The 26,898-nt window shown below is 58.6% G+C and carries 17 protein-coding genes; 9 read left to right on the forward strand and 8 right to left on the reverse strand.

What is annotated here, in order from left to right:
* Nucleotide 1: 1 nt before the first annotated feature.
* A complete protein-coding gene (locus tag BM026_RS28220; protein WP_093530853.1) occupies nt 2-769 on the reverse strand; it encodes an SDR family NAD(P)-dependent oxidoreductase in 768 nt (255 codons plus the stop codon).
* 201 nt (nt 770-970) lie between these two features.
* On the opposite strand from BM026_RS28220, the gene BM026_RS28225 reads away from it, so the two are divergent.
* The 5 genes from BM026_RS28225 to BM026_RS28245 all read left to right on the forward strand — a co-directional run bounded on the left by BM026_RS28225 (nt 971) and on the right by BM026_RS28245 (nt 11,112).
* Entirely contained in the window at nt 971-1,864 is an 894-nt protein-coding gene (locus BM026_RS28225) for a bestrophin family protein (RefSeq protein WP_093530855.1), read from the forward strand.
* 70 nt (nt 1,865-1,934) lie between these two features.
* Nucleotides 1,935-2,993, forward strand: a complete 1,059-nt coding sequence (locus tag BM026_RS28230) for a tetratricopeptide repeat protein (RefSeq protein WP_092243621.1) — start codon at nt 1,935-1,937, stop codon at nt 2,991-2,993.
* A 106-nt stretch (nt 2,994-3,099) separates the two neighbouring features.
* Nucleotides 3,100-4,605: an ATPase domain-containing protein gene (locus tag BM026_RS28235; protein WP_092243624.1), complete on the forward strand. Its 1,506-nt coding sequence runs from the start codon at nt 3,100-3,102 to the stop codon at nt 4,603-4,605.
* Nucleotides 4,602-6,272 (forward strand): ATP-binding protein, encoded by a 1,671-nt coding sequence (locus BM026_RS28240; RefSeq protein WP_092243627.1) that lies wholly within the window; start codon nt 4,602-4,604, stop codon nt 6,270-6,272. Before BM026_RS28235 ends, BM026_RS28240 begins: the two co-directional genes overlap by 4 nt.
* A gap of 163 nt (nt 6,273-6,435) precedes the next feature.
* Entirely contained in the window at nt 6,436-11,112 is a 4,677-nt protein-coding gene (locus BM026_RS28245; protein WP_093530857.1) for a hypothetical protein, read from the forward strand.
* A 47-nt stretch (nt 11,113-11,159) separates the two neighbouring features.
* Here the strand turns inward: BM026_RS28245 and BM026_RS28250 are convergent, their stop codons facing one another.
* The 5 genes from BM026_RS28250 to BM026_RS28270 all read right to left on the reverse strand — a co-directional run bounded on the left by BM026_RS28250 (nt 11,160) and on the right by BM026_RS28270 (nt 17,733).
* Nucleotides 11,160-11,537, reverse strand: a complete 378-nt coding sequence (locus BM026_RS28250; RefSeq protein WP_092243633.1) for a response regulator — start codon at nt 11,535-11,537, stop codon at nt 11,160-11,162.
* 78 nt (nt 11,538-11,615) lie between these two features.
* Nucleotides 11,616-12,809 (reverse strand): hybrid sensor histidine kinase/response regulator, encoded by a 1,194-nt coding sequence (locus tag BM026_RS28255; protein ID WP_092243636.1) that lies wholly within the window; start codon nt 12,807-12,809, stop codon nt 11,616-11,618.
* On the reverse strand, nt 12,803-13,408 hold the full coding sequence (locus BM026_RS28260) for a chemotaxis protein CheB (protein ID WP_092243639.1): 606 nt from the start codon (nt 13,406-13,408) through the stop codon (nt 12,803-12,805). Before BM026_RS28260 ends, BM026_RS28255 begins: the two co-directional genes overlap by 7 nt.
* Nucleotides 13,405-14,235, reverse strand: coding sequence for a CheR family methyltransferase (locus tag BM026_RS28265; RefSeq protein WP_012724198.1), 831 nt, complete (start codon nt 14,233-14,235; stop codon nt 13,405-13,407). The genes BM026_RS28260 and BM026_RS28265 overlap by 4 nt, the downstream gene beginning before the upstream one ends.
* Nucleotides 14,236-17,733 carry a response regulator gene (locus BM026_RS28270; RefSeq protein WP_092243642.1) on the reverse strand — a complete coding sequence of 1,166 codons (3,498 nt, stop codon included), beginning with the start codon at nt 17,731-17,733 and terminating at the stop codon, nt 14,236-14,238. It abuts the gene before it with no gap.
* A 269-nt stretch (nt 17,734-18,002) separates the two neighbouring features.
* Between BM026_RS28270 and BM026_RS28275 the strand changes: the two genes are divergently transcribed.
* The 3 genes from BM026_RS28275 (at nt 18,003) to BM026_RS28285 (ending at nt 23,990) form a co-directional block, all read left to right on the forward strand.
* A complete protein-coding gene (locus BM026_RS28275) occupies nt 18,003-21,833 on the forward strand; it encodes a hypothetical protein (protein ID WP_093530859.1) in 3,831 nt (1,276 codons plus the stop codon).
* Nucleotides 21,834-22,064: 231 nt separating this feature from the next.
* Nucleotides 22,065-22,430, forward strand: coding sequence for a response regulator (locus BM026_RS28280; RefSeq protein WP_093530860.1), 366 nt, complete (start codon nt 22,065-22,067; stop codon nt 22,428-22,430).
* A gap of 159 nt (nt 22,431-22,589) precedes the next feature.
* Nucleotides 22,590-23,990: a DUF1254 domain-containing protein gene (locus BM026_RS28285; RefSeq protein WP_093530862.1), complete on the forward strand. Its 1,401-nt coding sequence runs from the start codon at nt 22,590-22,592 to the stop codon at nt 23,988-23,990.
* 60 nt (nt 23,991-24,050) lie between these two features.
* Here BM026_RS28285 and BM026_RS28290 read toward each other — a convergent pair whose 3' ends face one another.
* Nucleotides 24,051-24,719 carry a DUF3313 domain-containing protein gene (locus tag BM026_RS28290; RefSeq protein WP_071488282.1) on the reverse strand — a complete coding sequence of 223 codons (669 nt, stop codon included), beginning with the start codon at nt 24,717-24,719 and terminating at the stop codon, nt 24,051-24,053.
* Nucleotides 24,720-24,809: 90 nt separating this feature from the next.
* The gene (locus tag BM026_RS28295) at nt 24,810-25,304 is read right to left on the reverse strand and encodes a hypothetical protein (RefSeq protein ID WP_071488281.1); all 495 of its coding nucleotides are present in this window, start codon (nt 25,302-25,304) and stop codon (nt 24,810-24,812) included.
* 166 nt (nt 25,305-25,470) lie between these two features.
* Between BM026_RS28295 and ccoN the strand changes: the two genes are divergently transcribed.
* A complete protein-coding gene (gene ccoN, locus BM026_RS28300) occupies nt 25,471-26,898 on the forward strand; it encodes a cytochrome-c oxidase, cbb3-type subunit I (RefSeq protein WP_093530864.1) in 1,428 nt (475 codons plus the stop codon).

Consider the following 26,898-nt stretch of genomic DNA (forward strand, 5'->3'; position numbering starts at 1 on the left):
CTTATTTGGCCGCCATGCGCAAGGCACCGTCGAGACGGATCACCTCGCCATTGAGCATGCTGTTTTCAATGATGTGCCGCACCAGCGCTGCGTATTCGGCGGGTTTGCCCAGACGCGGCGGGAATGGCACGCCAGCGGCCAGGGAGTCGCGCACTTCCGGCGTCATGCCGGCCATCATCGGGGTCTCAAAGATGCCGGGGGCGATGGTCATCACGCGAATACCAAAGCGCGCCAGCTCACGTGCCGCAGGCAGCGTAAGGCTGGCAATGGCGCCCTTGGACGCGGCATACGCCGCCTGGCCGATCTGCCCGTCAAACGCCGCTACCGAAGCGGTATTGATGATCACGCCGCGTTCGCCATCGGCATTTGCCTCGGTTTCGGCGATGGCGGCGGCGGCCAGGCGCAGCAGGTTGAAGCTACCGATCAGGTTGACGTTGATCACCTGGGCAAAGCTCGCCAGCCCATGGGGGCCGTTCTTGCCGAGGATTTTCTCGCCACGCACCACACCGGCGCAGTTCACCAGCCCATGCAAACCGCCAAACGCCGCAAGCGTCGCCCGCACCGCCGCTTCGGCAGCCGCTTCCTGGCTGATATCCGCCACGCAGCTGCGTGCGTTGTCGCCAAGCTGCCTGGCCTTGGCTGCCACGGCGTCGGCATTCAGGTCCACCAGCATGACCTTGGCGCCGGCGTCAATCAGCATCTCGGCAGTCGCCGCGCCCAAGCCCGATGCGCCCCCGCTGACCAGGAAGCTCTTGTTCTCAATCTGCATTGTTGTTTCCTTGAACGGTCCGAATCGTCGAAATAGTCGCGCCAGAGCCGCCCGCCGACAATGGTCAAAGCCTTCAACCTGCCTGACTGTTTTGGCCAGTCATCGACCCCACCGATCATCCGGTCGGCCCAAGCGATTGGACGCTTGCGACGCTTGCTTCTAACCTGATGGCTTGCGCCACCTGAAGAAGCCCATCTCTGCATGATAGTCCGTCCCAAACCCAACCTCCTCGGCATCCTGTTCTCGCTCAAGGGTTCGATTGCCAAGCGCATCGCCCTGCGCAGCCTGCTGGTCACGCTGCTGGCCTCGGTGATCGTGCTGGTGGAAACCCTGCACCCGGCCTACTTCTCCAAGGTCAATGCCACGCCGTTCACCCTGCTCGGGCTGTCGTTGTCGATTTTCATGAGTTTTCGCAACAACGCCTGCTATGACCGCTGGTGGGAAGGCCGCAAGCAATTGGGGCAGATGATCATCGATGTGCGTTCGCTGATCCGCGAAACCCAGGTGCTTACAGATCCGGCTGAGCGTGCTGGCCTGCTGCGCAGCCTGTGCGGCTTCGCCCACGGCCTGGTTGCACGGTTGCGCCATGAAGATGAGGCCCAGGCCATCAAGCCGTGGGGCACTGTCCAGGCCAGTCACCCCAACCTCCCCGACAGCCTGCTGCAACGGCTGGGCGCCCGGTTTTCGGTACTGGCCGAGCAAGGTGTGATCAGCGAGTGGCGCTACACACAATGGGAAACCCGACTGGTGAGCCTCAGCCAGGTGCAGGCGTCCTGCGAGCGTATCAAGAGCACGCCGCTGCCCTTTCCCTACACTCTGCTGCTGCATCGCACCATTTACCTGTTCTGCATTTTGCTGCCGTTTGCCATGGCCGAGCCGCTGGGCTGGTTGACGCCAGTGTTCACCGCGATTGTCAGCTACACCTTCTTCGGCCTCGATGAAATCGGCGATGACCTGGAGGACCCGTTCGGTTTTGACGAGAATGACCTGCCCTGCAATGCCCTCCTGCGCACCCTGGAACGCGAAGTATTGGCCGCCCTCGGTGAAACCGACCTGCCGCCGCCCCTGGAGCCGGTGGACTACGTGCTCACCTGACGCGGGTTTGACACCCGCCGTGGTCTGACCGAAGCTGACGGCTTTGCTGCCCTCGCTTTCGGACGCCTGCATGTCAAAGTCACGCCGTTATTCCATCGTCGGCCTGTGCGCCCTGCTGTTGATTGTGCTGATCACCTGGTATTTCTCTCGCGCCACCCCGGTAGCCGTGCCTCCCGCGATTGCCCACGGTTATTCAAAAGCCTTGAAACAGGCGCGCAACGGTGAGCCTGGAGCGGCACGCGTGCTGTATCAGCAACTGGGTCGGCCGGATCTGTCGCCCGAGCGCCGCGCCGCGTTGCACGCCGAACTGCCCAACTACCCCAGCCCCCAGGCGCTGAAACTGGCGGACAAAGACCTGGCCAGTGACTCACCGCTGGTACGCGAGGCTGCCATCCACAGCATTGTCGGCCTGGTGCCCACCGGCCAGCGCACGCTGCTGCTCGGCCCGGTGTTGGATGATCCCGAGCAAGAGGTACGGTTTGCCGCCGCCAATGCTTTGCTTGGTCTGTCTCCCGATACTCTGGGCCTGTACTTCGGGCCGTTGCAGCAGGTGCTGGATGAGTTTGTGAAAAAGCTCAAGGCCCAGCCCGAAACCGCTGAAGGCTGGATTCAACTGGCGCGCCTGTACATTCACAGCGCCCTGCTGCCGGACGCGCAAAACGCGCTTGAGCAGGCCATGCGCCTGCAACCGGATAACCTGCAAGCCGTGGTCGCGCAGATCGAGCTGCTGGACAAGCAAGGCAAGACCGAGGAGTCCCGCCAATTGTTGGCACGCCAGCTGGCCGCGCATCCGGAGTCGGCCTACCTGCAACATGCGCTGGGCATGTGGCTGCTGCACCATGGTGAACGCCCCTACGCCCTGCTCGGCCTGTCCAAGGCGGTGGAGCTGGAGCCGGATAATCAGGATTACCGCTACGACCTCGCGACGACGTTGCATGCGCAAGAGGAATTGGAGGCTGCGCAACGCCAACTCGAAGAGATCATCCAACGCCACCCGGCCAATCGCAAAGCCCGGGTATTGCTGGTCAATTATTGGAAAGAAAGCGGCCAGTTGCAGAACGTCCAGGTCCTGCTCGCCCAGCTCGAGCAACAGAATCCGGACGATCCTGCATTGCAGCAAGGCCTGTAGGCCGGACTGGAATTTGTTGAACCGCCACAAATTGCTACGGTCAAGAGAACATGGCGCGTCCATTTGGGCGCGCATCCTCTACTCGTATGTGACCTGAGGGCACTTCTTGTCTACATCCCAAGCGCAATTACCCGAAGAGAAAGCGGCCACTGGCATTGACGGTCTTGATGACATTCTTGCCGGAGGGCTCTCGCGCAGTCACCTGTTCCTGCTGGAAGGTGAACCCGGCACCGGTAAAACCACGGTCGCCCTGCACTTCCTGCAGGCCGGGGCCAGAGCCGGCGAGCGATCGCTGTACATCACCCTGTCGGAAACCGAGCGTGAGTTGCGCCAAGGCGCCAAGTCCCATGGCTGGGACCTGGATGACAATATCCATATCTTCGAACTGACGCCGCCGGAAAGCCTGCTCAACGCCGACCACCAGCAGAGCCTGCTGTACTCCTCCGACCTGGAACTGGGCGAGGCCACGCGCCAGATCTTTGAAGTGGTGGAAAAGGTCAAGCCAAAGCGTGTGGTCATCGACAGTCTTTCGGAGATCCGCCTGCTCGCACAAAGCTCCCTGCGCTACCGTCGGCAGATCCTCGCGATCAAGCACTATTTCGTGCGTTACGACACCACAGTGCTGCTGCTGGACGACCTGACTACCGAATCCCTCGATAAAACCGTGCACAGCGTGGCGCATGGCGTGATCCGCCTGGAAGAGCTGACCCCCAACTACGGTGCCGAGCGCCGTCGCGTGCGGGTGGTCAAGTACCGGGGCCAGAAATACCGGGGCGGCTTTCACGACTTCACCATCATGGGCGACGGCGTCCATGTATTCCCGCGCCTGGTGGCGGCCGAACATCGTGGCGGCTACAAGCGCGAGACCTTGAGCAGCGGCATCGCTGCGCTGGATGCGTTGATGGGCGGCGGTGTCGAGACCGGGTCCAGCAGCCTGATCCTCGGCCCGGCCGGTACCGGCAAGTCGTTGATCTCGATGATCTTTGCCGCAGCGGCCGTGGCGCGGGGCGAGAAAGCCGCGTTGTTTATCTTCGATGAAGAACTGGGGCTGCTGTTCGAGCGCATGAGAAACATGGGGATCGATCTAGCCGCCCTGCAGGCGACCGGTAACCTGCTGATCGAACAGGTGGATGCGGCCGAATTGTCCCCGGGCGAGTTTTCCCACCGGGTGCGCCGCTGTGTCGATGAGCGCGGCATCAAGACGGTGGTGATCGACAGCATCAACGGCTACCAGGCGGCCATGCCCGAAGAAAATGCGCTGATCCTGCATATGCACGAGTTGCTGCTCTACCTCAACCGCCGCGGCGCGGCGACGTTCATGACCGTCGCCCAACACGGGCTGGTCGGCGACATGCAGGCGCCTGTGGACATCACCTATCTGGCCGATACGGTCATTCTGCTGCGCTACTTCGAAGCATTGGGCAAGGTGCGCCGCGCCATCTCGATCATCAAGAAGCGCACCGGCAGCCATGAAGCCACTATTCGTGAATACCGGATTGGCGCCCAGGGGATGACGGTTGGCGAACCGCTGGATAATTTCCAGGGGGTCCTGCGCGGTATTCCGACCTACATGGGCGCCGGCTCCCCGCTGCTCAAGGATGAGGGGGTGTGACGGGCCTCATTCCGGTCTCCGAGCGTGCAATCGTATTGGCGCCAATGGGACGCGATGGCTCGCTGGCGCTGATGATGCTCAATGAAGCCGGGTACGCCGGCATCGTCGCCAGCAACCTTGGGGCATTGTGCGAGGCCCTGCATGAGGGCGCCGGGCTGCTGATCATCGCCGCCGAAGCCCTGCGTGGGGTGGATCTTGACCCGCTGTTGACCTACCTGCACCAGCAGCCGGCATGGTCGGACTTGCCCATTGTGTTGATGACCCACCACGGCGGGACCGAACAGAATGGCTCCTCCCACCTGAGCGGCCTGCTGGGCAATGTGACCTTCCTGGAGCGCCCCTTCCACCCGGTAACGCTGATCAGCCTGGTGAGCACCGCCTTGCGCGGTCGCCGTCGGCAATACGAAGCCCGCGACCGCCTGATCGACCTCAGCGAAAGTGAGCTGCGCCTGCAACGCACGCTGGAGACCCTTGAACAGCAAGTCGAGGAACGTACCGCCCAACTGCGCAGCAATGAAGAGGCACTGCGCCAATCACAAAAAATGGAAGCCGTCGGCCAATTGACCGGTGGTATCGCCCATGACTTCAACAATATGCTCACCGGTATCATCGGCAGCCTGGAACTGCTGCGAAGGCGTGTGTCGCGAGGCAAGTTGGACGACCTCGACAGCCTGATCGACCTGGGGGTGACCTCGGCCAACCGTGCCGCCGGCCTCACCCACCGCCTGCTGGCGTTCTCGCGCCGTCAATCCCTTGATTCCAAACCGGTGCAGATCAACCGCCTGGTTACCTCCATGGGGGAGCTGCTGCAACGCAGCATCAACGAAAGTATTCGCTTGGATATGCGTCTGGCGACTGATCTATGGACGGCCGAGGCCGATCCCAACCAATTGGAAAGTGCCCTGCTCAACCTGGTCATCAATGCCCGCGACGCCATGCCCGGTGGCGGCAGCCTGTCCGTGGAGACCACCAACCGGCATCTCGACAGCGTGTTCACCGCCGCCTATGGCACCTTGAAGCCCGGTGACTACGTTGAGTTGAGCGTCAGCGACACCGGCTGTGGCATTCCGGAAAGTGTGATGGGCCGCGTGTTCGACCCGTTTTTCACCACCAAGCCCATCGGCCAGGGCACCGGCCTTGGGCTCTCGATGATCTATGGCTTCGCCCGCCAGTCCCATGGCCATGTGACCATCCATAGTGAAGTGGGAAAAGGCACCACGGTGAGCCTGTTCCTGCCACGGTTTATCGGTGAAGTTGTCGCCGATGCCGTGGTGGATCCGGCGTTGCTGCCGTTCGCCAATGCCGGTGAAACCGTGCTGATTGTCGAAGACGACCCGGCCGTGCGGGTGCTGGTCAGCGCGGTTCTGAAGGAGCTGGGCTACGGGTATGTGGAAGCTGTCGACGCCAACTCCGCCGTGCCCATTATCGAGTCGGAACAGCGTATAGATTTGATGATCAGCGACGTTGGCCTGCCCGGTATGAATGGTCGTCAATTGGCGGAAATCGGCCGGCAGATACGCCCGCAACTCAAGGTTCTGTTCATTACGGGGTATGCCGAGCATGCAGCCGTGCGGGGTGGGTTCCTCGACCCGGGCATGCAACTGATCACAAAGCCGTTCACGTTCGATCTATTGACGGCAAAAGTCCGAGAAATGATCAAGCAATAGCTGCCCGCGTCAAATGGTGGTGCGGGCTCTTGGCCGACATTTCCGGCAATCATTGAGTGTGGCTCAATCGGAATCGATAGTAGTTATTTGGATACAAATGCTCAACAGGCTGGGCAGCGCACGTGCTCACCCGTATTCAATAGCCCGTCCGTTGAGAGAGCCTATGACGACTGCAACCCATGTTCAGACCGCGCAAAACCCGAAGCCAATCTCGCTGATTCAACCTCCACCCCCGATCACAGTGCAGCATGCTCCCCGCCTTGAAAGCGCAGCGTCGCAAGCCGTTGCCGAAAGCAGCCGGACCGAAGGTGATCTGGAGCTGTCCAGGCAGTATGGACGGGCATTGGCCAGCGCACCCAGCGGCTACAACTCTGACATGCCTGTCTCCCCTATTGCTCCCCATTCAACCTTCGGTCAATGGTGGGCGCAGTTGAGGCACGCCTTCCAGGCGCCCGACTTCGCCCAGTGGATGAATAGCAAAGACATCGACCCCGACTCGGTAGAACTCAACCCGGGGACGGGGAAGATTTTTTACAAACTCAAGCGTCATTCGGATCCGCGTCAGATCAAGCGCTCATTGGGAAAGGATGACGCGGAATGGGCTGCGATTGGTAAGCCGTTGATGATCGCGGCGCGTGTTATTGCGTCAGGTGCGTATTTCCTCACATTCAAGCCTCCCCAAGCGAAAACCAGCAATATCGCGCCCTTAGGGCTGATCAGGGATTTCTACAAGGAACTGCACATTAATCCAGCCCCCTCCAATCAGGAGCGGGCAGCCCAACTCGAGGCAGGAGCAGGTTTCCAACTGGTGAATGACCCAGTGTTTTCGGCGTTGCAGGAGGCGCGCAGCGAACACGAATTGGCCGCTCATAAAGCTATGCTGGGGAGCAACCAAACCCGTCTGAATGTGGTCGAGCTGATGACGTCATTGGCTAAAATGCTTGAGTCTGGCCCCGCTGACATACCGGAATATATGGCGGAATATCATCTCTCGGTTCATCGCGACACTCATAATGTACACGCTGGCACCACCCCTACTCTCAAGCAGTTTTTCGAAAGCGAGGGGTGGGAGGTGCCAACCGATCTGGCGCAAGTGCAGAACCTCATAAAAAAACTACGCACCCCACCGCTTCAAAGTCCCCCCAATGGTAACTATGGGGGGGCGCTGGCCTGGCCTGTTGCACTGGATGAAACCTCTGTAACTCAATTGGAAGCCGACCTGCGACACGGCAAATTTGGCGACATTGACCTCACGCGCTTCAAGAACGTACTTGAGTATTTGATGGACGGGCAATTTATCGAGCCTTCAGCCTTCAACAAACCGCGTGATTTGATTGACACACGGATTAAATCGCCAAAAGGCCAGGCGCTGGGGCAAGCCGTTCAAGCCAAGTTCGCTGCCCGGTCAGTCAAGGGCACGCTCACTGAATGGCTGTTCACGCTTATGCATGTGGACTCCTCGCGCGCCGAGCACGGTAAACATCAGGTAGCAGGGTTTCTGTTGACTGATGCGAGAAACGGTGGGTGCTCAGCGTCGGATCTCATCCTGGATATCACCAATCACTTGCTCGATACCGGCCAGTCATCGTCCTACGAAAAAGCGCGACTTCAAGCATATATTTATTTATCAGTCAAAGCCCCGGAAATGCTGGTCAAGGAGATTCCCAATGAGGTGAAGTTCGGCACTCATATGTGGGTCAGTTTGGTCACGGCCGTCAGACGCCTTGAAAAGGCTGCGCCTGGTGTAACGGCAACAATGACCTACGAGCATGTCATGCGTATTGCGGACATCGCCCCCATTACACAAGAGGAACGCCTGACAGAGTGCCTGGCCCAGCAAGAAGCACTCAAGGACTGGGCCGTCGTCAATGGCATGGACTGTCCACAGACTGCTGAGGCGATGCGCGCGGTGCAGGTCGCCTTCGATCAACAGTTGAACGAATTGAGGGCGGCTTCAGCAGCGCACTCAATGGAAGTACCTGACGTCAAAAGGAAGGGCCTGGAAGAGCTGAAAAAAGCCTTCCCGGATATGGACCCCGCACTTTTCGAGAAGAAGTGCATCCAGTTGAAACGTCAACATCTGGACTTTCCAGGCCCCTATTCAGTCCTGGACCTTTACATCCATGACGCTGCACGGGGAACCCCTGGGTTTTATGATGGAATCACACGCGACCAGGCCGATTCAGCAAACAAATGGGTATCGACCTCTCGTGATGTCGACTTCGACGCGATGCAAGACACGCTCAAAAGCCTTCCGAACTTGCGAGAGTACTTTCGGGTCGCCTTCCCGAACTATTCAGACAAAATAAATAGAAGCGTGGCGACCCAGGTCAAGCATTTGATCGCAGGGCTAAGCCTGTCAGATCGGCAAAACTTCGAATTCGGAAAAATCACGCTGGCCAAGCCCGTCATTCATGAGTACTGGCCTTACAGTCAGGCCCCAAAGAGCAGCACGACGGTCTCCGAAGGTCATAGTTTTCTGGTCAGGACCGAGCGCGCCGGCAAGGTCAATATTTATGAAATCGATATCAAGCAAAACAAGATCCGCACCCGTGACGACCTCGGGGATTTCGTCGTGGGCGAGGCCCGTCCCAGAGGCGTCTCGCGCTATACGGAGTACCAGGCCGTCATCCCATCGGGAAATTATGCTGACACAATAACCGATGAAACAAAGGGTGCAGCGGGTATCCCCCTCAGCTTCAGCAGCGAGCGTACATCTTACATAGCGAACGCCATGGTAAAAGAGGTGGATACTGAATCGTCCAGACAACTTGCCGCGGGCCAGACCACATTCGATGTCGAGGTGCCCTTTTACAAGAACGCCATGGAGTTCATGCTGAACCTGATTCCTTTGAGGTCTGCAATCAATAACTTCAAAGAGGGACGCTATGGCGACGGTATCGTGGACCTGACACTTGATGCCTTCGGCTTCCTTCTAGGGGCAGCGGGGGCGGCAAAAGGTATCAAGGCCCTCCAGGGGGGGGCTTCAATACTGACCAAAGCGGCTTATGGCGGGAAAATACTGGGGCGAACGGCGATCGGTGCGCTCAACCCGCTTGATGGCGTAGGCGACCTGGCCATCTCCCTGGCAAATGCCGGAAAGAAAGGCTCCACTCACGCCTATCGGCTGCTGCGTGGAACCAACAGTTATGACCTGATCAACGCCAGCAAACGGTTCGACGCCAGTGCTCTCGGAACATTCAAGCTGCAAGACACGATCATGGAAGGCCCGGCCGTCCTGAGCGGAGGCAAATGGTACGCCTTCGACAGCGTGAAGGGTCTCCCATTTGGCAAGGCGCTGGACGACTTTCAACCCTCAGTTCTGTCAGGGGAACAGGCGTTGGGCAAATGGGAAACAACAGAGCGGGTAATGACTCCGGCGTCAGCACGCACGCGTCAACGCTGGTCTGAGATGGTTGAACGCCATCAAAACGCGGCAGACAAGACGCAATTCCAGAAGGGATATGACAATGGTGATCCGAAATCAGTACCGGGTTATCGCGCGGCTATGAAATCTGAAGACATCATGAAGCTGGCAACCCAAGGACAACTGACGCCGGAGCAGATCGGCACGTTGGTTCGACACGTAGAACGGCTGGCGGTACAGCACGGTTTTAAAGGGGTCAACCGATTCTATGAAAGTATCAGCGAAGCCGGTGGCCGCTTTGTAGCAGCCCCTCAGGTGTTCTATCTCAGTCAGACCAATCCACTCTCCCAAGGCCAATGCTCAGCCATGTCCAGACTGATGGCGAGCGCCATGCAGCAAGGCACCGAGGCTAAGTTTATTGGCAACTTGTACACGGCCGCCGCAAACCCGACCGACCCTGCTTCGCGGGCGTTCATTGACCAGTTGACGACCGTACAAAAACAACTGACCGGTCCGACGTTATTTCATGCTGGCAAGATGCGCCGAGAAATGGGTTACCACGAAATGCTTGATGAGTTGGCGACGTCCGATACACCGAAAACGCTGATGATTGGCATCCCTGGGCACGCAATGATGGCAGGGGTCATGGGCGAAGGCGTGAATAAAAAGTGGTTTTTTTATGACCCCAATTTTGGGATAGCAACGTTCAGTACCCCGGAGGCCATGAAGCGAGGCCTGCACAAGGTGTTCACCGATAAAGACCTGCCGGTTCAATACACAACTCACAGCAAAAACCCGGACAAGTTGGAGTTTGAAGTCAGCGTGTATGACGACTCATGGAAAAAGACTACCGCCGTCTCGGACAAAACCGTGAAGGAGTTGAGTGAAATGCCAATCGTCATTAAATCGCAAACAGCGACGTCCGTGCCAATGCCATCAAAACCGGTGCCGCCACATGCCCCCATAACAACAGGGAAGGCTGAAAAATTTGAGGTATTCACGGGCCAGTCGCATACCGTCAATGACCGGACTACCGTGCTCAGCACCAATGGCCTGAGTGACTGTTCGGCCGTGGTAGTGCTCTCAGACATGAAGGACGGCATCTACCAGAAACGCACACTGGTGCACTTGAACGAGAGCAACCTGGCGCAGCCCGTCAACAATGGAAGTAATGGGTTTACGTGGTTGAACGGTGTTGAAAAAGACTTGGCGAACGGTGGAAAAGTCATCTTCGTCGCAGGCACTCGTACTCGAAGTGTCGTCGGAGTTGCCAGCGCGATTCGGCAACAGGACGTCTATAACAACAAACCCTTGTTAGCGATGCTGCAACGCAAGGATGTGTCCGTTACCTACGCCAATTCCGTCGGGGTTGAAGTGGCGCCTGATGGAACGTTCAAGCTGCGTGACGACGGGGGGGAAGGCATCTTCGATGCCAATAAGGTCAAGGAGATACTGGACTTAGCCAGAGACTGAGGAGCGTCGTTGATTGCCATGGCGGATCCCCGCCATGGCAAAGGTCATCACGCCAACAACCGCTGGATATGCTCTTGCAATGTATCGAGATCAAACGGCTTGGCCAGGATCGGCGCATTGCGCGTGATCGGGCTTTTACAGTCGAGGATCTCCTGCGGATAGCCACTGATAAAGATCACTTTCAATTCCGGTCGCAATAACAGCGCAGGCTCGGCAATCTGCACCCCGGAGATCCCCCCCGGCAAACGGTAATCCGTGACCATCAGGTCCAGGTGCGGCTTGGTCGCGAGAATTTCAAAAGCCTGCTCCCCGTCGATTGCCTTCAACACCCGATAGCCCAGGCCGGCCAGGTATTCACCCAACACAAACATAATGGATTCGTCGTCCTCGACGATCAGAACGACATCTTGTGCATCTTCACTCATGGGAAGCCTTTGTCCGGTCAATAGCTGCAATTACGACCATGGGGTCACGCAGAGGTTGCGTCGAGGTGACGATTGAATTCAAGCCGTCGCCTGCAACGGCAGGCACACCCTGAACAAGGCGCCCTCGCCTATCCGGCTCTCGACTTCGATGGTGCCGCCATGGGCTGCAACGATCTGCTCGGAAATAAACAGCCCCAGGCCCAGGCCTGCCGCAACCTGACTGGCCGATACCCGTTCGAACTGCTGGAAGATACGCTTCTGGTTGTCTTCGCTGATACCAATGCCGTGATCGCGCACTTCTACGCGAGCTTCGTCATGCTCGCTGTACACGCGCACTTCTATCGGACTCTTGGCCCCGTAGCGCAAGGCGTTGGTCAACAGGTTGGTGACCACCTGCTCAATGCGGAACTCATCCCAGTGACCCTCCACGGGGCCTTCGGCAGTCAGGGTCATGGATGAATCCGCCGCCGCGACCTGGGGCGCGAAGTTCTCCACCAGGCTGCTGACAAGCTGTGTGAGGTCAAACCGCGCCGGGCGTATCGACAGTTTGCCGGTGCGGATGCGCGACACGTCGAGCATGTCTTCAATCAGACGGATCAGGCTCTGGATCTGCCGTTCGTCACGGTCGACCATGGCGTGCATCTTGTCCAGGGTGAACGCGGCGGCGTTGTCGCGGGCCAGGTGCATCTTGCGCAACTGGGTTTCGAGGATCAGCCCGTTGAGGGGCGTACGCACTTCGTGGGCGACGATCGACATGAAGTCATCACGCATGCGCACCGCCTGCTCCAGCTCGGCCTGGGTGGCCTGCAGACGCGTCAGCAGCAGTTCCTGCTCGCGACGGCTGCGCTCCAGGGCTTCGACCTGTAGCTTCATGGCCTTGCTCTGGCGGTACAGGTCGACGAACACGTTGACCTTGCTCTTCACCGCATGGATATCCAGCGGCTTGTGCAGGAAGTCCACGGCACCGCTTTCGTAGCCCTTGAAGGCGTAATTGAGTTCGCGGCCGGCGGCGCTGACGAACACAATCGGGATGTTCTTGGTTTTCTCGGTGCCGCGCATCAGTTCGGCCAGCTCGAACCCGTTCATGCCGGGCATCTGCACGTCGAGAATCGCCATGGCGAACTCGTGCTCCAGCAACAGGGACAAGGCCTCGTCGGCGCTCAATGCCTTGAATACCTGGCGGTCCTCGCGCTTGATCAGCGCTTCGAGGGCGAGCAGGTTTTCCGGCAGATCGTCGACGATCAGCAGTTTGGCCTGGACAGTACTTAACATGGGGAATATTCCAGCGAAGCCAGCAATGAGCCAATGCGGCTCAACGTCAGAATGTGGTCGGGTGTGTGCAGCGCCAGGGCTGCTCGGGGCATGACGGCGACACGTGCTTCAGTGGGCTCCTGCACCACGGTGGTTCCGCCCTGCTGCTTGACGTGGGCCAGGCCACGGGCGCCGTCCTGGTTGGCGCCGGTCAACAGGATGGCGAGCAAGCCCGTGCCGTAGGCATCGGCGGCGGACTCAAACAGGAAGTCGATTGCGGGCCGCGAATGGTGCACGCGGTCTTCCTGACTCAGGGACAGGCTGCGATCATGCTCCACCGACAGGTGATAACCAGGTCCGGCAAAGTACAGCGTGCCGGGCTTGAGCACTTCCTTGTCGCGCGCCTCCACCACCGACATGGCGACGCGGCGATCAAACACTTCGGCCAACTGGCTGCGGCGCTCGTCGGGCAGGTGCAGCACGGTGATGATCGGCAGGCCGAAGTCCGCAGGCAATTGGGCAAATACCGTCAGCAGCGCCTCTACGCCACCGGCGGAGGCGCCGATCACAATAGCCTCTATGCCCCGGACCTGTGCCGGGTTGGCAGCCGCTTGATTCATAGCTTTCGGTAGATCCGTTCCTGTTTGACCAACGGTTCGAATTGCTTGCCGTACGCGGAGAAATCCAGGGTCTCCTTGCTGCCCAGCACCAGGAAGCCGCGATGACACAGCGACTCATGGAACAATCCAAACGCTCGATCCTGCAATTTTTTATTGAAATAAATCAGTACGTTACGACACGAAATTAATTGAGTTTCCGAGAATACACTATCGGTCGCCAGGCTGTGATCGGCAAAGGTCACATTCTCACGCAGCGTTTTATCGAAGATCGCGTAATCGTAAGCCGCGGTGTAGTAGTCGGCAAATGAACGTTGCCCACCGGCCTGCTGATAGTTGGCGGTATAGGCGCGTACGTTCTCCAGGGAAAAGATGCCCTGCTTGGCCTTGTCCAGCGACGCCGGGTTGATATCGGTGGCGTAGATGATCGTACGCTCCAGCAACCCCTCCTCGCGCAGCAGGATGGCCATGGAGTACACCTCCTCGCCGGTGCTGCAGCCGGCGATCCAGATCTTGATCGACGGGTAGGTCTTGAGCAGCGGCACCACTTCCTGGCGGATCGCGAGAAAGTGCGACGGGTCGCGAAACATCTCGCTTACCGGGATCGTCAGGAACTGCAGCAACTGCATGAACGCCGCCGGGTCGTGCAACACGCGCTCCTGCAAGGCGGAAATGGTCGCGCAATCAAACTGGCGCAAGGCATGAGCCACGCGGCGCTTGACCGACGCCCCGGAGTAATCCCGGAAGTCGTAGCTGTACTTGAGGTAAATCGCCTCGATCAACAGGCGCAGCTCAATATCGCTGCTTTTTTCCAAGAAACTTCGCTCCACTTAAATGCGTTCCATCTTCGGTAGCCACACGCGAATCAGTGAGAACAGGCGATCCAGGTCGATCGGCTTGGCCAGGTAATCGTTGGAACCGGCCGCGAGGCAGCGCTCCTGATCGTCTTTCATGGCCTTGGCCGTCACCGCGATGATCGGCAGCTTTTTCCAGCGCGGGTCCTGGCGGATCAAGGCAGTGGCCTCGTAACCATCCATTTCCGGCATCATCACGTCCATCAGCACCAGGTCGATATCTTCGACTTCATTGAGTTTGTCGATGGCCTCACGGCCGTTACGCCCGATGACCACCACCGCGCCTTTGTGCTCCAGGGCGCTGGTCAGGGCGAAGATGTTGCGCACATCGTCGTCCACCAGCAGGATCTTGCGCCCCTCGAAGACCTTGTCGCGGCTGCGGGCGGTCTTGAGCATCTTCTGGCGATCATGGGACAGCTGGGATTCGACTTTGTGCAGAAAGAGTGTGACCTCATCCAGCAGGCGCTCCGGCGAGCGGGCGCCCTTGATGATGATCGAGCGCGAATACTTGCGCAGTTCGGCTTCTTCATCGCGGGTCAGGTTGCGCCCGGTATAGACGATCACCGGCGGGAACGAGCAGATATCCTCCGTGGCCATGCGCTTGAGCAGTTCGTTGCCGAGCATGTCCGGCAGCTTGAGGTCGATGATCATGCAGTCATAGACGTTAGTGCGCAGCAGGTCCAGAGCGGCCTGTGCGTAGCCGACGTCGGTGATCTCGATGTCATCGTCACCGATCAGGCGGGCAATGCTGTCGCGTTGCAGGTCATCATCCTCTACCAGCAGCACGCGCTTGACCTTCTGGGTCAGCTTGGCTTCGAGGCGCGCGAACACGTCCTTGAGCTCTTCGCGGGTGGTGGGTTTGACCGCATAACCGATGGCGCCCATGTGCATGGCGGCTTCCACGCGGTCTTCCACAGAAATCACATGCACCGGGATGTGCCGGGTATTGGCGTGTTCCTTGAGGCGCTGCAGCACGGTCAACCCGGAATGGTCCGGCAGGCGCATGTCCAGCAGGATGGCGTCGGGCACATATTCCTCGGCCAGGCTGTAGCCTTCGTCCGCACCGTGGGCCACCAGGCAGTGGTAGCCCAGCTCATGGGCCAGGTCGAACAGGATGCGGGCGAAGTTAGGTTCGTCTTCCACCACCAGGATACAGCGTGTGGTGAACGGGGCCTTGTCGCGGTCATCGGCGAAACGCGGGATCTGGCTGGCATCGGCCACCGGCAGCGGCGACACCTTGGCTGGAGCCGGTGCGGGCACCACCACCACTTGGCGCGGCGGCTCGATCGGTGCTGCGTCCTCCCCTGGCTCTGCATAATGTTCCGGCAGCACCAGCGTAAAGGTGCTGCCTTTGCCCGGGGCACTGGTCACGCTGATATAGCCACCCAACAGGGCCGCCAGGTCGCGGGAAATCGACAGGCCCAGGCCGGTGCCGCCGTAACGGCGGTTGGTGGTGCCGTCGGCCTGGCGGAAGGCTTCGAAGATGCTTTCCTGCTGGTCTGGCGCAATGCCGATGCCGGAGTCGCGTACCGTAAAGGCAATGCCCTCCTCCGATGCTCGCGACACCGACAGGCTGACCTCGCCCTGTTCGGTGAACTTGACCGCGTTGGACAGCAGGTTCTTCAGGATCTGCTCCAATCGCTGGCGGTCGGTGAACAGCATGGTCGGCGTGCCTTCCTGCACCTCTACCTGGAAGCCCAGCTTGCGATCAGCCGCCAGCGGCTCGAACATGCCGCGCAGGCCGTCGACAAGCCGTGCCACGCTGGAGTTTTCCGGGCGCATCTCCAGCTTGCCGGCCTCCACCTTGGAAATATCCAGGATGTCATTGATCAGGTTGAGCAGGTCATTGCCGGCGGAATAGATCGACTCGGCAAACTTGACCTGTTCGGCGCTGAGGTTTTCCTGGGGGTTCTCGGCCAGCAACTTGGCCAGGATCAACGAGCTGTTCAGCGGCGTGCGCAGCTCGTGGGACATATTGGCGAGGAATTCGGACTTGTACTTGCTGGAGCGCTGCAGTTCTTCGGCGCGTTCTTCCAGTTCGAGCTGGGCCTGGTTGAGCTCGATGTTCTTGCGGTCCATGGCGTCGCGTTGTTCGGCCAGGGTCTCGGTCTGTTCGGCGAGTTGCTCGTTGGTCTGTTCCAGCTCGGCCTGCTGGGTTTCCAGGTGGGCCTGGGACTCCTTGAGGATGCGCGACTGCTCTTCCAGCTCTTCGTTGGCGGTCTTGAGTTCTTCCTGCTGCACTTGCAGCTCTTCGTTGAGCTGCTGGGTTTCGGCCAGCACTTCCTGCAGGCGCTGGCGGTACCGCGCCGCTTCGATGGAGGTGCCGATATTGCCGGCGATCAGCTCCAGCAGCTCTTCGTCACGCTCTTCCAGCGGGCGCAGGAAGCCCAGTTCGACCACGCCGTTGACGCGGTCATCATCACTGGTGGGCATGACCAGCACGCTGCGCGTCGGCCCTTCACCCAGACCGGAGCTGACCTTGAAGTAATCCACCGGCACATCATCCAGGCGAATCAGGCGATCGAGCTGGGCAGCCTGGCCGACAATGCCTTCGTCACTGTAGATCGCTTGTTCCCGCTGTTCCTGTTCGCGGGAAAAACCATAAGTGGCCACGCGCTTGAGACCGCCGTGTTCTTCGCGCACATACAGCGCGGCAACAGCCGAGCCCATGTACTGGGCAAAAAATTGAAGGATGTTGCGCCCGAGCATATTCAGGGTCAACTGGCCGAGCACCTGCTCGGCCAGTTCGGTCTGGCCATTACGCAGCCAGGCTTGTTGTTCGAGGCGTCGCGCAATCTTCTGTTGTGACATGAGGTTTGCGCTGTAACTATCTGATAAAGAAACAAGATTTTTACGGCCGATATACGCCAGGAAGCCACTCAAGCCCAGCACAAAGACCAAATACAGGGTGACGCTGATCACCGTGGTGCGGGTGACTTGTTCGTTGCGGGTGATGCGGAACTGCTGCTCCATCGCCACCGCGTCTTCGTATTCCTTGCGGATTTCATCGGTCAGGCGCTTGCCGCGGCCGGCCTTGACCGCGCTGCGGTAGTCACCGCTGGTGCGCTGCATATCTATCATCGACTGGGCGTAGTTGTTCCACTCGGCCTGCAGGGCTTCCAGGCGCTTGAGGCGATCCACCTGCTGCGGGTTGTCCGCTACCAGCTCCTGCAGGTTACGCAGGTCGGCGATGATGCGCGGCTTGGCCACTTCATACGGGTCGAGGAAATGCTCGTCGCCGGTGATCAGGAAGCCACGCATGCCGGTTTCCAGGTCCACGGTCAGCTTGGACGATTCATTGAGGTTATTGATAACCCGGTCGGTGTGTTCAACCCACTGGATCACCGACAACAGGTAGGTGATCAGGCACACGAAAAACACCGCGCTGAGCACGCCCACGCCCAGGGGCAATGCAACGTTTCGGCTCAGCAGATTACGAAAGCTCTTTTCATCGACGGACGAAGCGGGAGTCATGGGCATGCCTTGGCCAAGTGCAGAAAACCCAGGAGTTTGCCCCAAAGTTGGGGTTGAACGCTATTTTTATGCCAGAGAACCGTGAGATGAATGACAGCCGATTGTGAGAACCGCACGTCAAACCAGGCCATATACGTCGCTTTTACCGAGCGAACGAGCGGACACAGGAACGCAGGTGGCAGAGGCCGGCACTCAGTAAAGCGCCGTGGCGATACGGAACGTCCACAGGCAAAGACTGAATCAAGTCCATCTCTAAAGGGTACCCAGCCATGACCAGTCTCTACGCGGTGTCTTTGTCAGCCCCCAACCCATCCATGCGTGCGTTCAGTCAAACCCATCAGCTGTCCCAACCCACTTCGCCTGGGAGCATTGCGCAACAACAGGCAAACCCGGCGCCACAACCGACTTCTCTCACAACAGCCAACCTCTCCAGCAAAACCCTGATTGGCAATGCGCGTAACCTGCATACCCTGTCGCAAGCGCTGCACAAAATTGCCAAGACACTGGGGCACAATGCTTCTCCCCCGGCCGTCTCGAACGCACTCAAAACCACCGCGATGGAAATCCACCCGCATTCATCCTTTCCAACGCAGCCCGACACACTCGTCACATTGGAGAGTTTCATCCGCGGCATTGGTCTTGGCCTGCCCACCAATCATTTTTCCTTGACCGCGCTGGCGGATGCCGTCAGCGAGAGAGCGCTGGCGAACCCGTTTGGCGATTTCGGGGGAGCTCTGTCCTGGCCCGCACCTTTGAGTCCGGACGATCAACAAACGTTGCACACAGCGGCCCTCCAATACATCAAGGATCACACCAACTCATCCGAGACGGGCAATGGACAGGGTATCCTTGAACTCCTCAATGACAATAAACCCCTATCTGGTGACGCCAAGACAGACCCCGTCAAAGCGTTTGAATCCATGGTGAACGGTCCCACAGGCCAGGCACTGGGTCGGGCGATGCGAGCAGTTATAAAGGGATTCGACACAGACATCAGCATCCATGACTATCTCCTGGTATTGATCAACCGGATCCTGAACCCCGAAGCGCTTACAAACCCGCAGCGAAACAAAGTAGCCGGGTTCGACCTGGCGCAGTCGGCCCATTGGGGCTTGCACCCGTCAGCCGTGGTGGAGGCGCTGGTCAAACACCTGATTGAGCGCGGCCTGGCTGGCCCGGAGATGGCCAAGGTTGCCGCCATGATATTGCTCGCGCAGGCAGCGCCCGCATTCCTGGTCAAAGGCATTCCCGACAACGTCACTTATGGCAGCCCGGCCTGGACCCGATTGGAGATCGCGGTGGCGACCCAGGAAGCTGAGTCACCCGGGTCGGCGATGACCATGGGCTTCGACGAAATCATGATCAGGGCCGAAAAGGCCGCCCAGGCCGATCCGGCGGTGACCGAGCTCGCCCAGCAAACCGCACTGGTCGATTGGGGGGTCGTTAACGGCCTGATCAAGAGAAAAGATGACAAACAGTACACGAATCAAGAACTGGATCAGTTAAGAACCCAATACAACCGCGAGTTTGCCGAGCAGATTGACGCACAAGCGTTAGCCAATGCTGAAATACCCAACCGTAAGGACATCGCCCTTGCCAAACTGAAAGAACGTTTTGGTGAAGGTATTCCGTTTGAACAACCCCTGTTGAAACTCCAGACATCCGGCCATCAATCCACGGCGATGCCGCTTTATGACCCGAACTTGCGGCCTGAAGGGTATTTCTCGATGCTGGACATTGCGATGATGGAAAACCGTCATTACACCTGGACGACCGAGGACCCTCGTATCCCCCTCGCCGAAATCAATGATAATCCTGTGCTCGGCGTGAATGCAGCTTTCAAGCAACACTTCGACGAGGCCATTGTTTCGCGAAAGAAAGGTTTGAGTGCGACCGTCAGGCACCTCATTTCCAAACTTCCCCTGGATCAACGCAAAGACCTGGAATATGGAAAGCTGCGCTTCTTTCATGAGTCCGAGTACAGAATCAATCTCACGGATAAAACACTTCTCCACAAATACTCCACCTTTTCGATAAAAACCGAACGCGACAGCGTGTCGTCTGTTTATGAAGTTGACATCCAGAAAGGCACGATCACCAAGCTGGGGAGCGGCAACCATTACGATGAAACACGCTATGGTCCAGGCTCACGGCAAATTCACCGAACCGAGTTCCGGCCGACCCGCTATAGCCAGGAAAATCAAAAGGAAAACACCGGCGACACGTCAGTCACGCCGAAAAGCTTCAGCAGTGACCGGAGCACCTACATTGCCGATGCGTTCGTCGAGCACCTGGATATCGACAATGCCGATGTTGTAAAAGCGGCCAAAGGTTCTACGCAGTTGGACAAACAGTTTGAAGCACAGGATCGCGCGGCCAACTTCTTCCTGGACCTGATCCCGTTGAGATCGGCCATCGTCAACTTCATAAACGGCAACTATGTGGCGGGCGCTCTTGATCTGACGATGGATGTCATGGGGTTCCTGACCGCTGGCGCAGCGACCGCTGCCAAGCTGGTCAAGGTAGGGGCTATCACCGCCTCTGCGGCTACAAAGCTGGCCAAGGGTGCGCGCGTGATTGGAGCGGCGACCGTCAGTGCGTTCAATCCGCTGGGGGGCGCAGACGACGTGGTATTTGGCGGTGTAAGACTATTGGGCAAAAGCCCTCGGGCACTGGCTAAAGGCATACAAATACTGCGAGGTACATCAGACAGTTACGGGTTGCTGAAAAGCCTCAGCAACCAGTACGACGTAGCCGCGATAGGCAGCTACAAGGTCGGCGAGACAAAGATGCATACGGCTGCCGTGTTCAACGATGGGCAATGGTACCGCTACGACCCGGTCAAGGCTCAACCCTACGGGGCACCTCTGGAAAACTTCACGCCCTCTGTCGCAGCCTCCGGGGGTGAAATCAAAGGGTTGACGGAGTCGGCGACGACCGAGTGGTTCGCCAGTTGGTGGGGCTCCCCGCCTCCTGCCGCCCAGCCCGACCCCAATTACGCCGAGAAATTCACGAACTTGAAGGCGGACGCGTTGAAAACGGATCCCGACGGCTTCCACCTTGGTCTCAACAGCCGGACACCGCCGTCGATTGAGGGTTACTCAACCTCCCTGAACGTTGAGCAGCTCAAGCGACTTGCACTGCAAGCCAATCCGAGCGCGCAAGAGTTGGGACGCCTGAAGCGCCGCATAGATGATCTGGAAGAACTGCCGAACACGTTCTACACCAAAATGGAAAGCCTCAAGGCGTTCGAGGCGGACAGTTTCAAGCAGGGTTACAAGGCGGGAACGCCCGATTCGATAAAGGGGTACAGGCCTGGCCTGAGAATCCCACAACTTCAGGAACTGGCCTTGCAACCCGGGTTGACGACTCAAGAAATGGGGTGTCTGTACCGACAGGTTGAAAAGCGCGCGATCGAGTTGAATCTTTCCCTTGCCAAACACTTCAGTGAAAACATCAAGACGGCAGGCGGAACCTTCATTCCAATGCCACAGGGCTTTTACCTCAGCCAAGTCAGTCCTATCTCGGGGGGGCAATGTGCCGTGTTTGCGAACTCGATGGCCTATGCCATTCAGGAAGGCAAGCAAGCCACCCTGCTGGAGAATTTATTCACGGTAATGGCTAATCCCGAGCATCCGGCCACACTGGTGTTTCAACAAAACATGCAACGCTTCCAGGCCAAGCTCAGGCATGACTTTCATGTGGGCCAATATAAGCAGCAGCAGACGGCTGCAGAAATCATCGAGCAACTGGCGAATGCCAGTACGTCGACCAGCCTGATGATAGGTAATACAACACACGGAATTACCGCCGGGGTTGTCATCAATGGCGGCAAAAAAGAATGGTTCTACTTCGACCCCAACTTCGGGTTGGCCACATTCAACTCCGAGGCCTCCATGCGCGCTGGAATAGAAAGCGCGATGATCTCGGGGTCAACGAGCCACTGGTTTCCACCCAATCCGGGCTCCTTGACCTATTCTGTTTCGCAATTCAGTGAGTTGCACTTGATGAACACCGTCGAGAGCATCAACGGCGTGCATGATATGGTATCCAATAAGATCTCAATCGCCTCCTCCAGATCGGTATCAAATGCCGGCTGAGGTGCGAGGTGAAGAACCGGCATCCTGCGCTTCCCGCAGATGCCGGGGACTCTCATTAGTATTGCGCTGCGCCCCTGTAGAATATCGGTCGCAGACTCATGCGGGACATTCTTTTCCAACACCGGCACAATACCGGCTTCGGTGAGGGAACTTGCCGAGATCGCCGCGACTCATTAGAGGATGGTCTTTGCACCGCTCACGGCCAATCCTTTTCACTCTCGGGAATTTTTTATGTCCGTCACCGCCTCCACCATCCTTGTCGTCGAAGACGATGCCATCGTGCGCATGCTCATCGTCGATGTCCTGGAGGAGTTGGAATTCAACGTACTGGAGGCCGGCGATGCTGAAGAAGCGCTGACCCTGGTGCGAAACACCGACCAGGTGATCGACCTGATGATGACCGACGTCGGTTTGCCGGACATGGATGGCAAGCAACTTGCCACCAAGGTGCGCGAACTGCGTGCGGACCTGCCGATCCTGTTCGCCAGCGGCTATGCGGAAAACATCGAGGTGCCGACTGGCATGCACGTGATCGCCAAGCCGTTCTCGATCGATCAATTACGCGACAAAGTCAAATCGATGCTGCCCGTACGTTAATTCCAGCCTGTACTCCTCGATGCCGCCTGCATGGGCGGCATCTTCGCGTCAGGTGCTCAGAGATTAACGTGACGTTCGGTGAATAAAATCGGAAACTCGGCGCATTCGCGCGCCATTCAGCGCGACCCTGCAACCCGCACTCAGGAAGGACGCAACAACATGATTGGAAAACCGACGCGCCTGCTGTTGGCGAGCCTCTCGATACTCATGAGTACCGGCGCCTGGGCCGACTTCACGGCAACCCCGGCCGAAGCCCGGGCCATTGCCAAGGAAGCCTATCTGTATGGGTTTCCGGTGGTGGACATGTACAAGACGCTCTATACCCAGGCCGTTGACAAGGGCGGTGCCAACTTCAAGGCGCCGTTCAACCAGATCGGCAATACCGCGCAGGTGTTCACGCCCAAGGACACGGCCTTCGTCACGCCCAACGCCGACACGCCCTACTCGTTCGTCTGGATGGACCTGCGCCGCGAACCACTGGTGCTGACCCTGCCCAAGATCGAAGACGATCGCTACTACTCGGTGCAGTTGATCGATCTTTATACGCAGAACTTCGCTTACCTGGGCACCCGCAGCACCGGTAACAACGGCGGCCACTACATGATCGCCGGCCCCGACTGGAAGGGTCAGCAGCCGGTGAATGTCGACCGCGTGATCTACAGCGAAAGCAATATCGCCTACGCCCTGTACCGGACGCAGTTGTTTGATGAAAAAGACCTGGGCAAGGTCAAGCAGATCCAGGCCGGCTACAAAGTGCAGCCACTGAGCAGCTACGTGAAACAACCCGCGCCAGCCAAGGCGCCCAAGGTCGAATGGCCAAAGCCCACGGCGACCATGACCGAGGGCCCGCAACTGTTTCGCTACCTGAACTTCATGCTGGCCTTCGCAGCCCCGCAGGACAGCGAAAAAGACCTGCTGGCCCGGTTTGCCAAGATCGGAATTGCCCCGGGCGCGCCGTTCAAGGTCAAGGAGTTGACCGTCGAACAGCGCAAGGCTCTGGATGAAGGCATTGCCGACGCCCATGCCGAATTTGCCGCGTTCAAGAAAGACAAAGTGGACACTCACCAGGTCACCAGCGGTGATCTGTTCGGCAGCCGCGACCACCTGAACAACAATTACCTGTACCGCTATGCTGGCGCCAACCTGGGCATTTTCGGCAACTCCGCCGACGAAGCCGTCTACATGAGCTACTTCATCGACAGCGAAGGCAAGCCTGCCAACGGCGCACGACACAGCTACACCGTGCACTTTGCCAAGGACCAACTGCCGCCGGCCGATGCGTTCTGGTCGCTGACCATGTACGACGCCAAGACCAAGCTTTTGGTGCCCAACCACAAGAAGCGCTACCTGATCAATTCGCGAATGCTGCCCACCCTCAAGCGTGACGCCGATGGCGGCCTGACACTGGCCCTGCAGCACCACGAGCCGCCGAAAGCCGAGCAAAGCAACTGGTTGCCGGCACCACCCGGTCCGTTCTATGCGGTATTGCGCATTTACCTGCCCAAGCCTGAGGTGGGTAACGGCCAATGGAAGCTGCCGCCGTTGACGCCGCTCAAGTAACGTCACGCGCCCGGTCGCCACAAGGGTGAGGGCACCGCAGCCCTCACCTTCTCGCACGTTCTAGCGTGTAAGTTTCACGTACGACTGATGCAGGTCCGACGCCCAGCCGTCAATCACGCTTTTCACGTCATCGGCCTTCATCACCTGCGAATCGTTGGACAGCGGCTTGCCAGTGCCTTTGCGCACCACCTGGGCGAGCACCTTGCCATTGGCACCATCGAGGAACTGCGCCTCGGTGCCCAGGGTGGTTTCCTGATCACGGATCCCGGTGCCGGTGCTTACCGCCGCCACGACGAAGGCCACCGGAATGTACTCATAGGGTTTGAGGCCTTCGGTCTTGCTGCTCACGGCGGTGATTGCTGCGCGCACCACGATCACGCCTGGACCTGGCGCATTGGCCAGGGGCAGGGATTTTTCCAGCTCACGCTTGAGTGCCTGGTTGTAGTAGGTATTGATGCCGTTGAGGGTGGTTAGCGGAATTTTCGCGGTGGCCTGGGGCTTAGGGTAGAACTGGGTCGGTTCGACGTACACTGCGTGATAGCGGCTCAGATCCAGCTCGGGATCGACCCAGCGCATCACCTCGGCCCCCGATGGAGACTTGGCTTCCTTGAGCCGGCTGTAGTCCGAGAGAAAGCCGGAATACTCATCCGGCGCGGTGATCTTGCTGGCACACCCCGCCAGCCCGAGCGAAGCGATGCACAACGTGCAGAGCAAATGCCTAAGTGTCATGTCTGAACTCCCTGGCGGTCGACGTTGGAACACTGAGCTGTAGGTATAGCCAATCCTGGCAAAATAACCCTGTTCCCATCATTCGACGTTTCAGCTGCGTTCGCGGGGGATCAGGCTTTGCAACTGCGAGGCCAGGAAGTTGGCGTCGAAACCAAAGGTGTCCGGATCTTTGAGGCCATTGGTTTTCTTCCACAACCAGTCGTTCTTATCCGCGGGCAATACCAGCGACACACTGCCGTGGCGCGCCGCGGTCAGGCCCATGACCGACACGGAGATCAAGCCGCCCGCGCCCATTACATCCGGCACGAACTCCACCGGTTTGCCGGTGATCTGCACGGTCAGTTTCTCGGTCTTGAATGTCGAGGTCTCCATTGGCACGCTCGGGCCGCTGGCTACGTAAGCTTCACGGTGGACTTCAAGCAACCCCACCGTCTTCACCGGCTCAAGCCACTGCTCGATCTGCCCGAACAGCTCATCGAGCTTCTGCGCCCAACGGGCCGACTGCACGTCGAACTGTTGCTTCTTGTGCGCTTCGCTGTCGGCGTAATGACGAAGCATCTCGCCCAGTTGCTGTACATCATCCATTGCGGCGTTCCTTGGGTGAGCCTGGTTGCGAAGCCTGATCATGGCAGATGCAGCCATTCGACGTACGGCTAAAAACTGATCCGCAACAATGAGGTTTTTCTGAGCCTGTTTTGTTTTACCCATGCTTCCTAAAGTGCCGCCACTTGGAACCGTGGGAGGACTGAGCATGAGCAGCGCAACAATCGGACAGGCCTATAACTATAAAGTCGTCCGTCAATTCGTTATCGCCACTATTGCCTGGGGCGTGGTGGGCATGGCCATGGGCGTGTGGATCGCCTCGCAACTGGTCTGGCCGCAGATGAACCTGGATTTGCCATGGACCACCTTTGGCCGCCTACGCCCCCTGCACACCAGCCTGGTGATTTTCGGTTTTGCCGGCAGCGCGCAGTTCGCCGCCAGCTATTACGCGGTACAGCGTACCTGCCAGGTACGGCTGTTTTCCGACCGCCTGGCGGCGTTTACCTTTTGGGGTTGGCAGTCGGTGATCGTGATCATGCTGGTCAGCCTGCCGCTGGGTTACACCACCACCAAGGAATACGCCGAGATCGAATTCTCCGGCGCGGTGTGGATGGCGGTGGTCTGGGTGGCGTATGCCATAGTGTTTTTCACCACTGTGGTGCGACGCCAAACCCGGCACATCTACGTGGGCAACTGGTTCTTCGGCGCGTTCATACTGGTGATCGCCATGCTGCATGTGGTCAACCACCTGGCGATCCCGGTGGATTGGTTCAAGTCCTATCCGGTGTATTCCGGGGCGACCGATGCCATGGTGCAATGGTGGTACGGGCATAACGCCGTAGGGTTTTTCCTGACCACAGGTTTCCTGGGGATGATGTATTACTTCGTGCCGAAACAAGTCGGGCGCCCGGTGTACTCTTATCGCTTATCCATCGTGCACTTCTGGGCGTTGATCACCCTGTATATCTGGGCCGGTCCGCACCATTTGCACTACACCGCCCTGCCCGACTGGGCGCAGTCGCTGGGCATGGCCATGTCGCTGATCCTGCTGGCGCCTAGCTGGGGCGGCATGATCAACGGCATGATGACCTTGTCCGGCGCCTGGCATCAGTTGCGCACCGACCCGATCCTGCGCTTTCTGGTGCTGTCCCTGGCGTTCTACGGCATGTCGACGTTCGAGGGGCCGATGATGGCGATCAAGACCGTCAACGCCCTCTCCCACTACACCGACTGGACCATCGGCCACGTACACGCCGGAGCCCTGGGCTGGGTGGCGATGATCACTTTCGGTTCGCTGTACCACATGATCCCCAAGGTGTTCGGCCGCGAGCAGATGCACAGCGTGGGGCTGATCAACCTGCACTTCTGGCTGGCCACCATTGGCACCGTGCTCTACATCGCGTCAATGTGGGTCAACGGCATCACCCAGGGCTTGATGTGGCGGGCGGTCAACGATGACGGCACCCTGACCTATTCGTTTGTCGAAGCCTTGCAGGCCAGCCACCCGGGGTTTGTGGTGCGGTTTGCCGGTGGTGTGTTCTTTCTGACCGGCATGCTGCTGATGGCCTACAACATCTGGCGCACGGTGCGCGTCGCGGATCTGCAAATAGCGCAGCTTGATGCGCGGATCGCCTGA

Origin of the sequence: Pseudomonas sp. NFPP24 (genome assembly GCF_900112095.1) — a bacterium.
Lineage (GTDB): Bacteria > Pseudomonadota > Gammaproteobacteria > Pseudomonadales > Pseudomonadaceae > Aquipseudomonas > Aquipseudomonas extremorientalis.

Bases quoted from the DNA above. Each gene is read 5' to 3' on its own strand.
- BM026_RS28220 (WP_093530853.1), bottom strand. From the start codon at position 769: ATGCAGATTGAGAACAAGAGCTTCCTGGTCAGCGGGGGCGCATCGGGC.
- BM026_RS28225 (WP_093530855.1), top strand. From the start codon at position 971: ATGATAGTCCGTCCCAAACCCAACCTCCTCGGCATCCTGTTCTCGCTC.
- BM026_RS28230 (WP_092243621.1), top strand. From the start codon at position 1,935: ATGTCAAAGTCACGCCGTTATTCCATCGTCGGCCTGTGCGCCCTGCTG.
- BM026_RS28245 (WP_093530857.1), top strand. From the start codon at position 6,436: ATGACGACTGCAACCCATGTTCAGACCGCGCAAAACCCGAAGCCAATC.
- BM026_RS28250 (WP_092243633.1), bottom strand. From the start codon at position 11,537: ATGAGTGAAGATGCACAAGATGTCGTTCTGATCGTCGAGGACGACGAA.
- BM026_RS28255 (WP_092243636.1), bottom strand. From the start codon at position 12,809: ATGTTAAGTACTGTCCAGGCCAAACTGCTGATCGTCGACGATCTGCCG.
- BM026_RS28260 (WP_092243639.1), bottom strand. From the start codon at position 13,408: ATGAATCAAGCGGCTGCCAACCCGGCACAGGTCCGGGGCATAGAGGCT.
- BM026_RS28270 (WP_092243642.1), bottom strand. From the start codon at position 17,733: ATGACTCCCGCTTCGTCCGTCGATGAAAAGAGCTTTCGTAATCTGCTG.
- BM026_RS28275 (WP_093530859.1), top strand. From the start codon at position 18,003: ATGACCAGTCTCTACGCGGTGTCTTTGTCAGCCCCCAACCCATCCATG.
- BM026_RS28280 (WP_093530860.1), top strand. From the start codon at position 22,065: ATGTCCGTCACCGCCTCCACCATCCTTGTCGTCGAAGACGATGCCATC.
- BM026_RS28285 (WP_093530862.1), top strand. From the start codon at position 22,590: ATGATTGGAAAACCGACGCGCCTGCTGTTGGCGAGCCTCTCGATACTC.
- BM026_RS28290 (WP_071488282.1), bottom strand. From the start codon at position 24,719: ATGACACTTAGGCATTTGCTCTGCACGTTGTGCATCGCTTCGCTCGGG.
- BM026_RS28295 (WP_071488281.1), bottom strand. From the start codon at position 25,304: ATGGATGATGTACAGCAACTGGGCGAGATGCTTCGTCATTACGCCGAC.
- ccoN (WP_093530864.1), top strand. From the start codon at position 25,471: ATGAGCAGCGCAACAATCGGACAGGCCTATAACTATAAAGTCGTCCGT.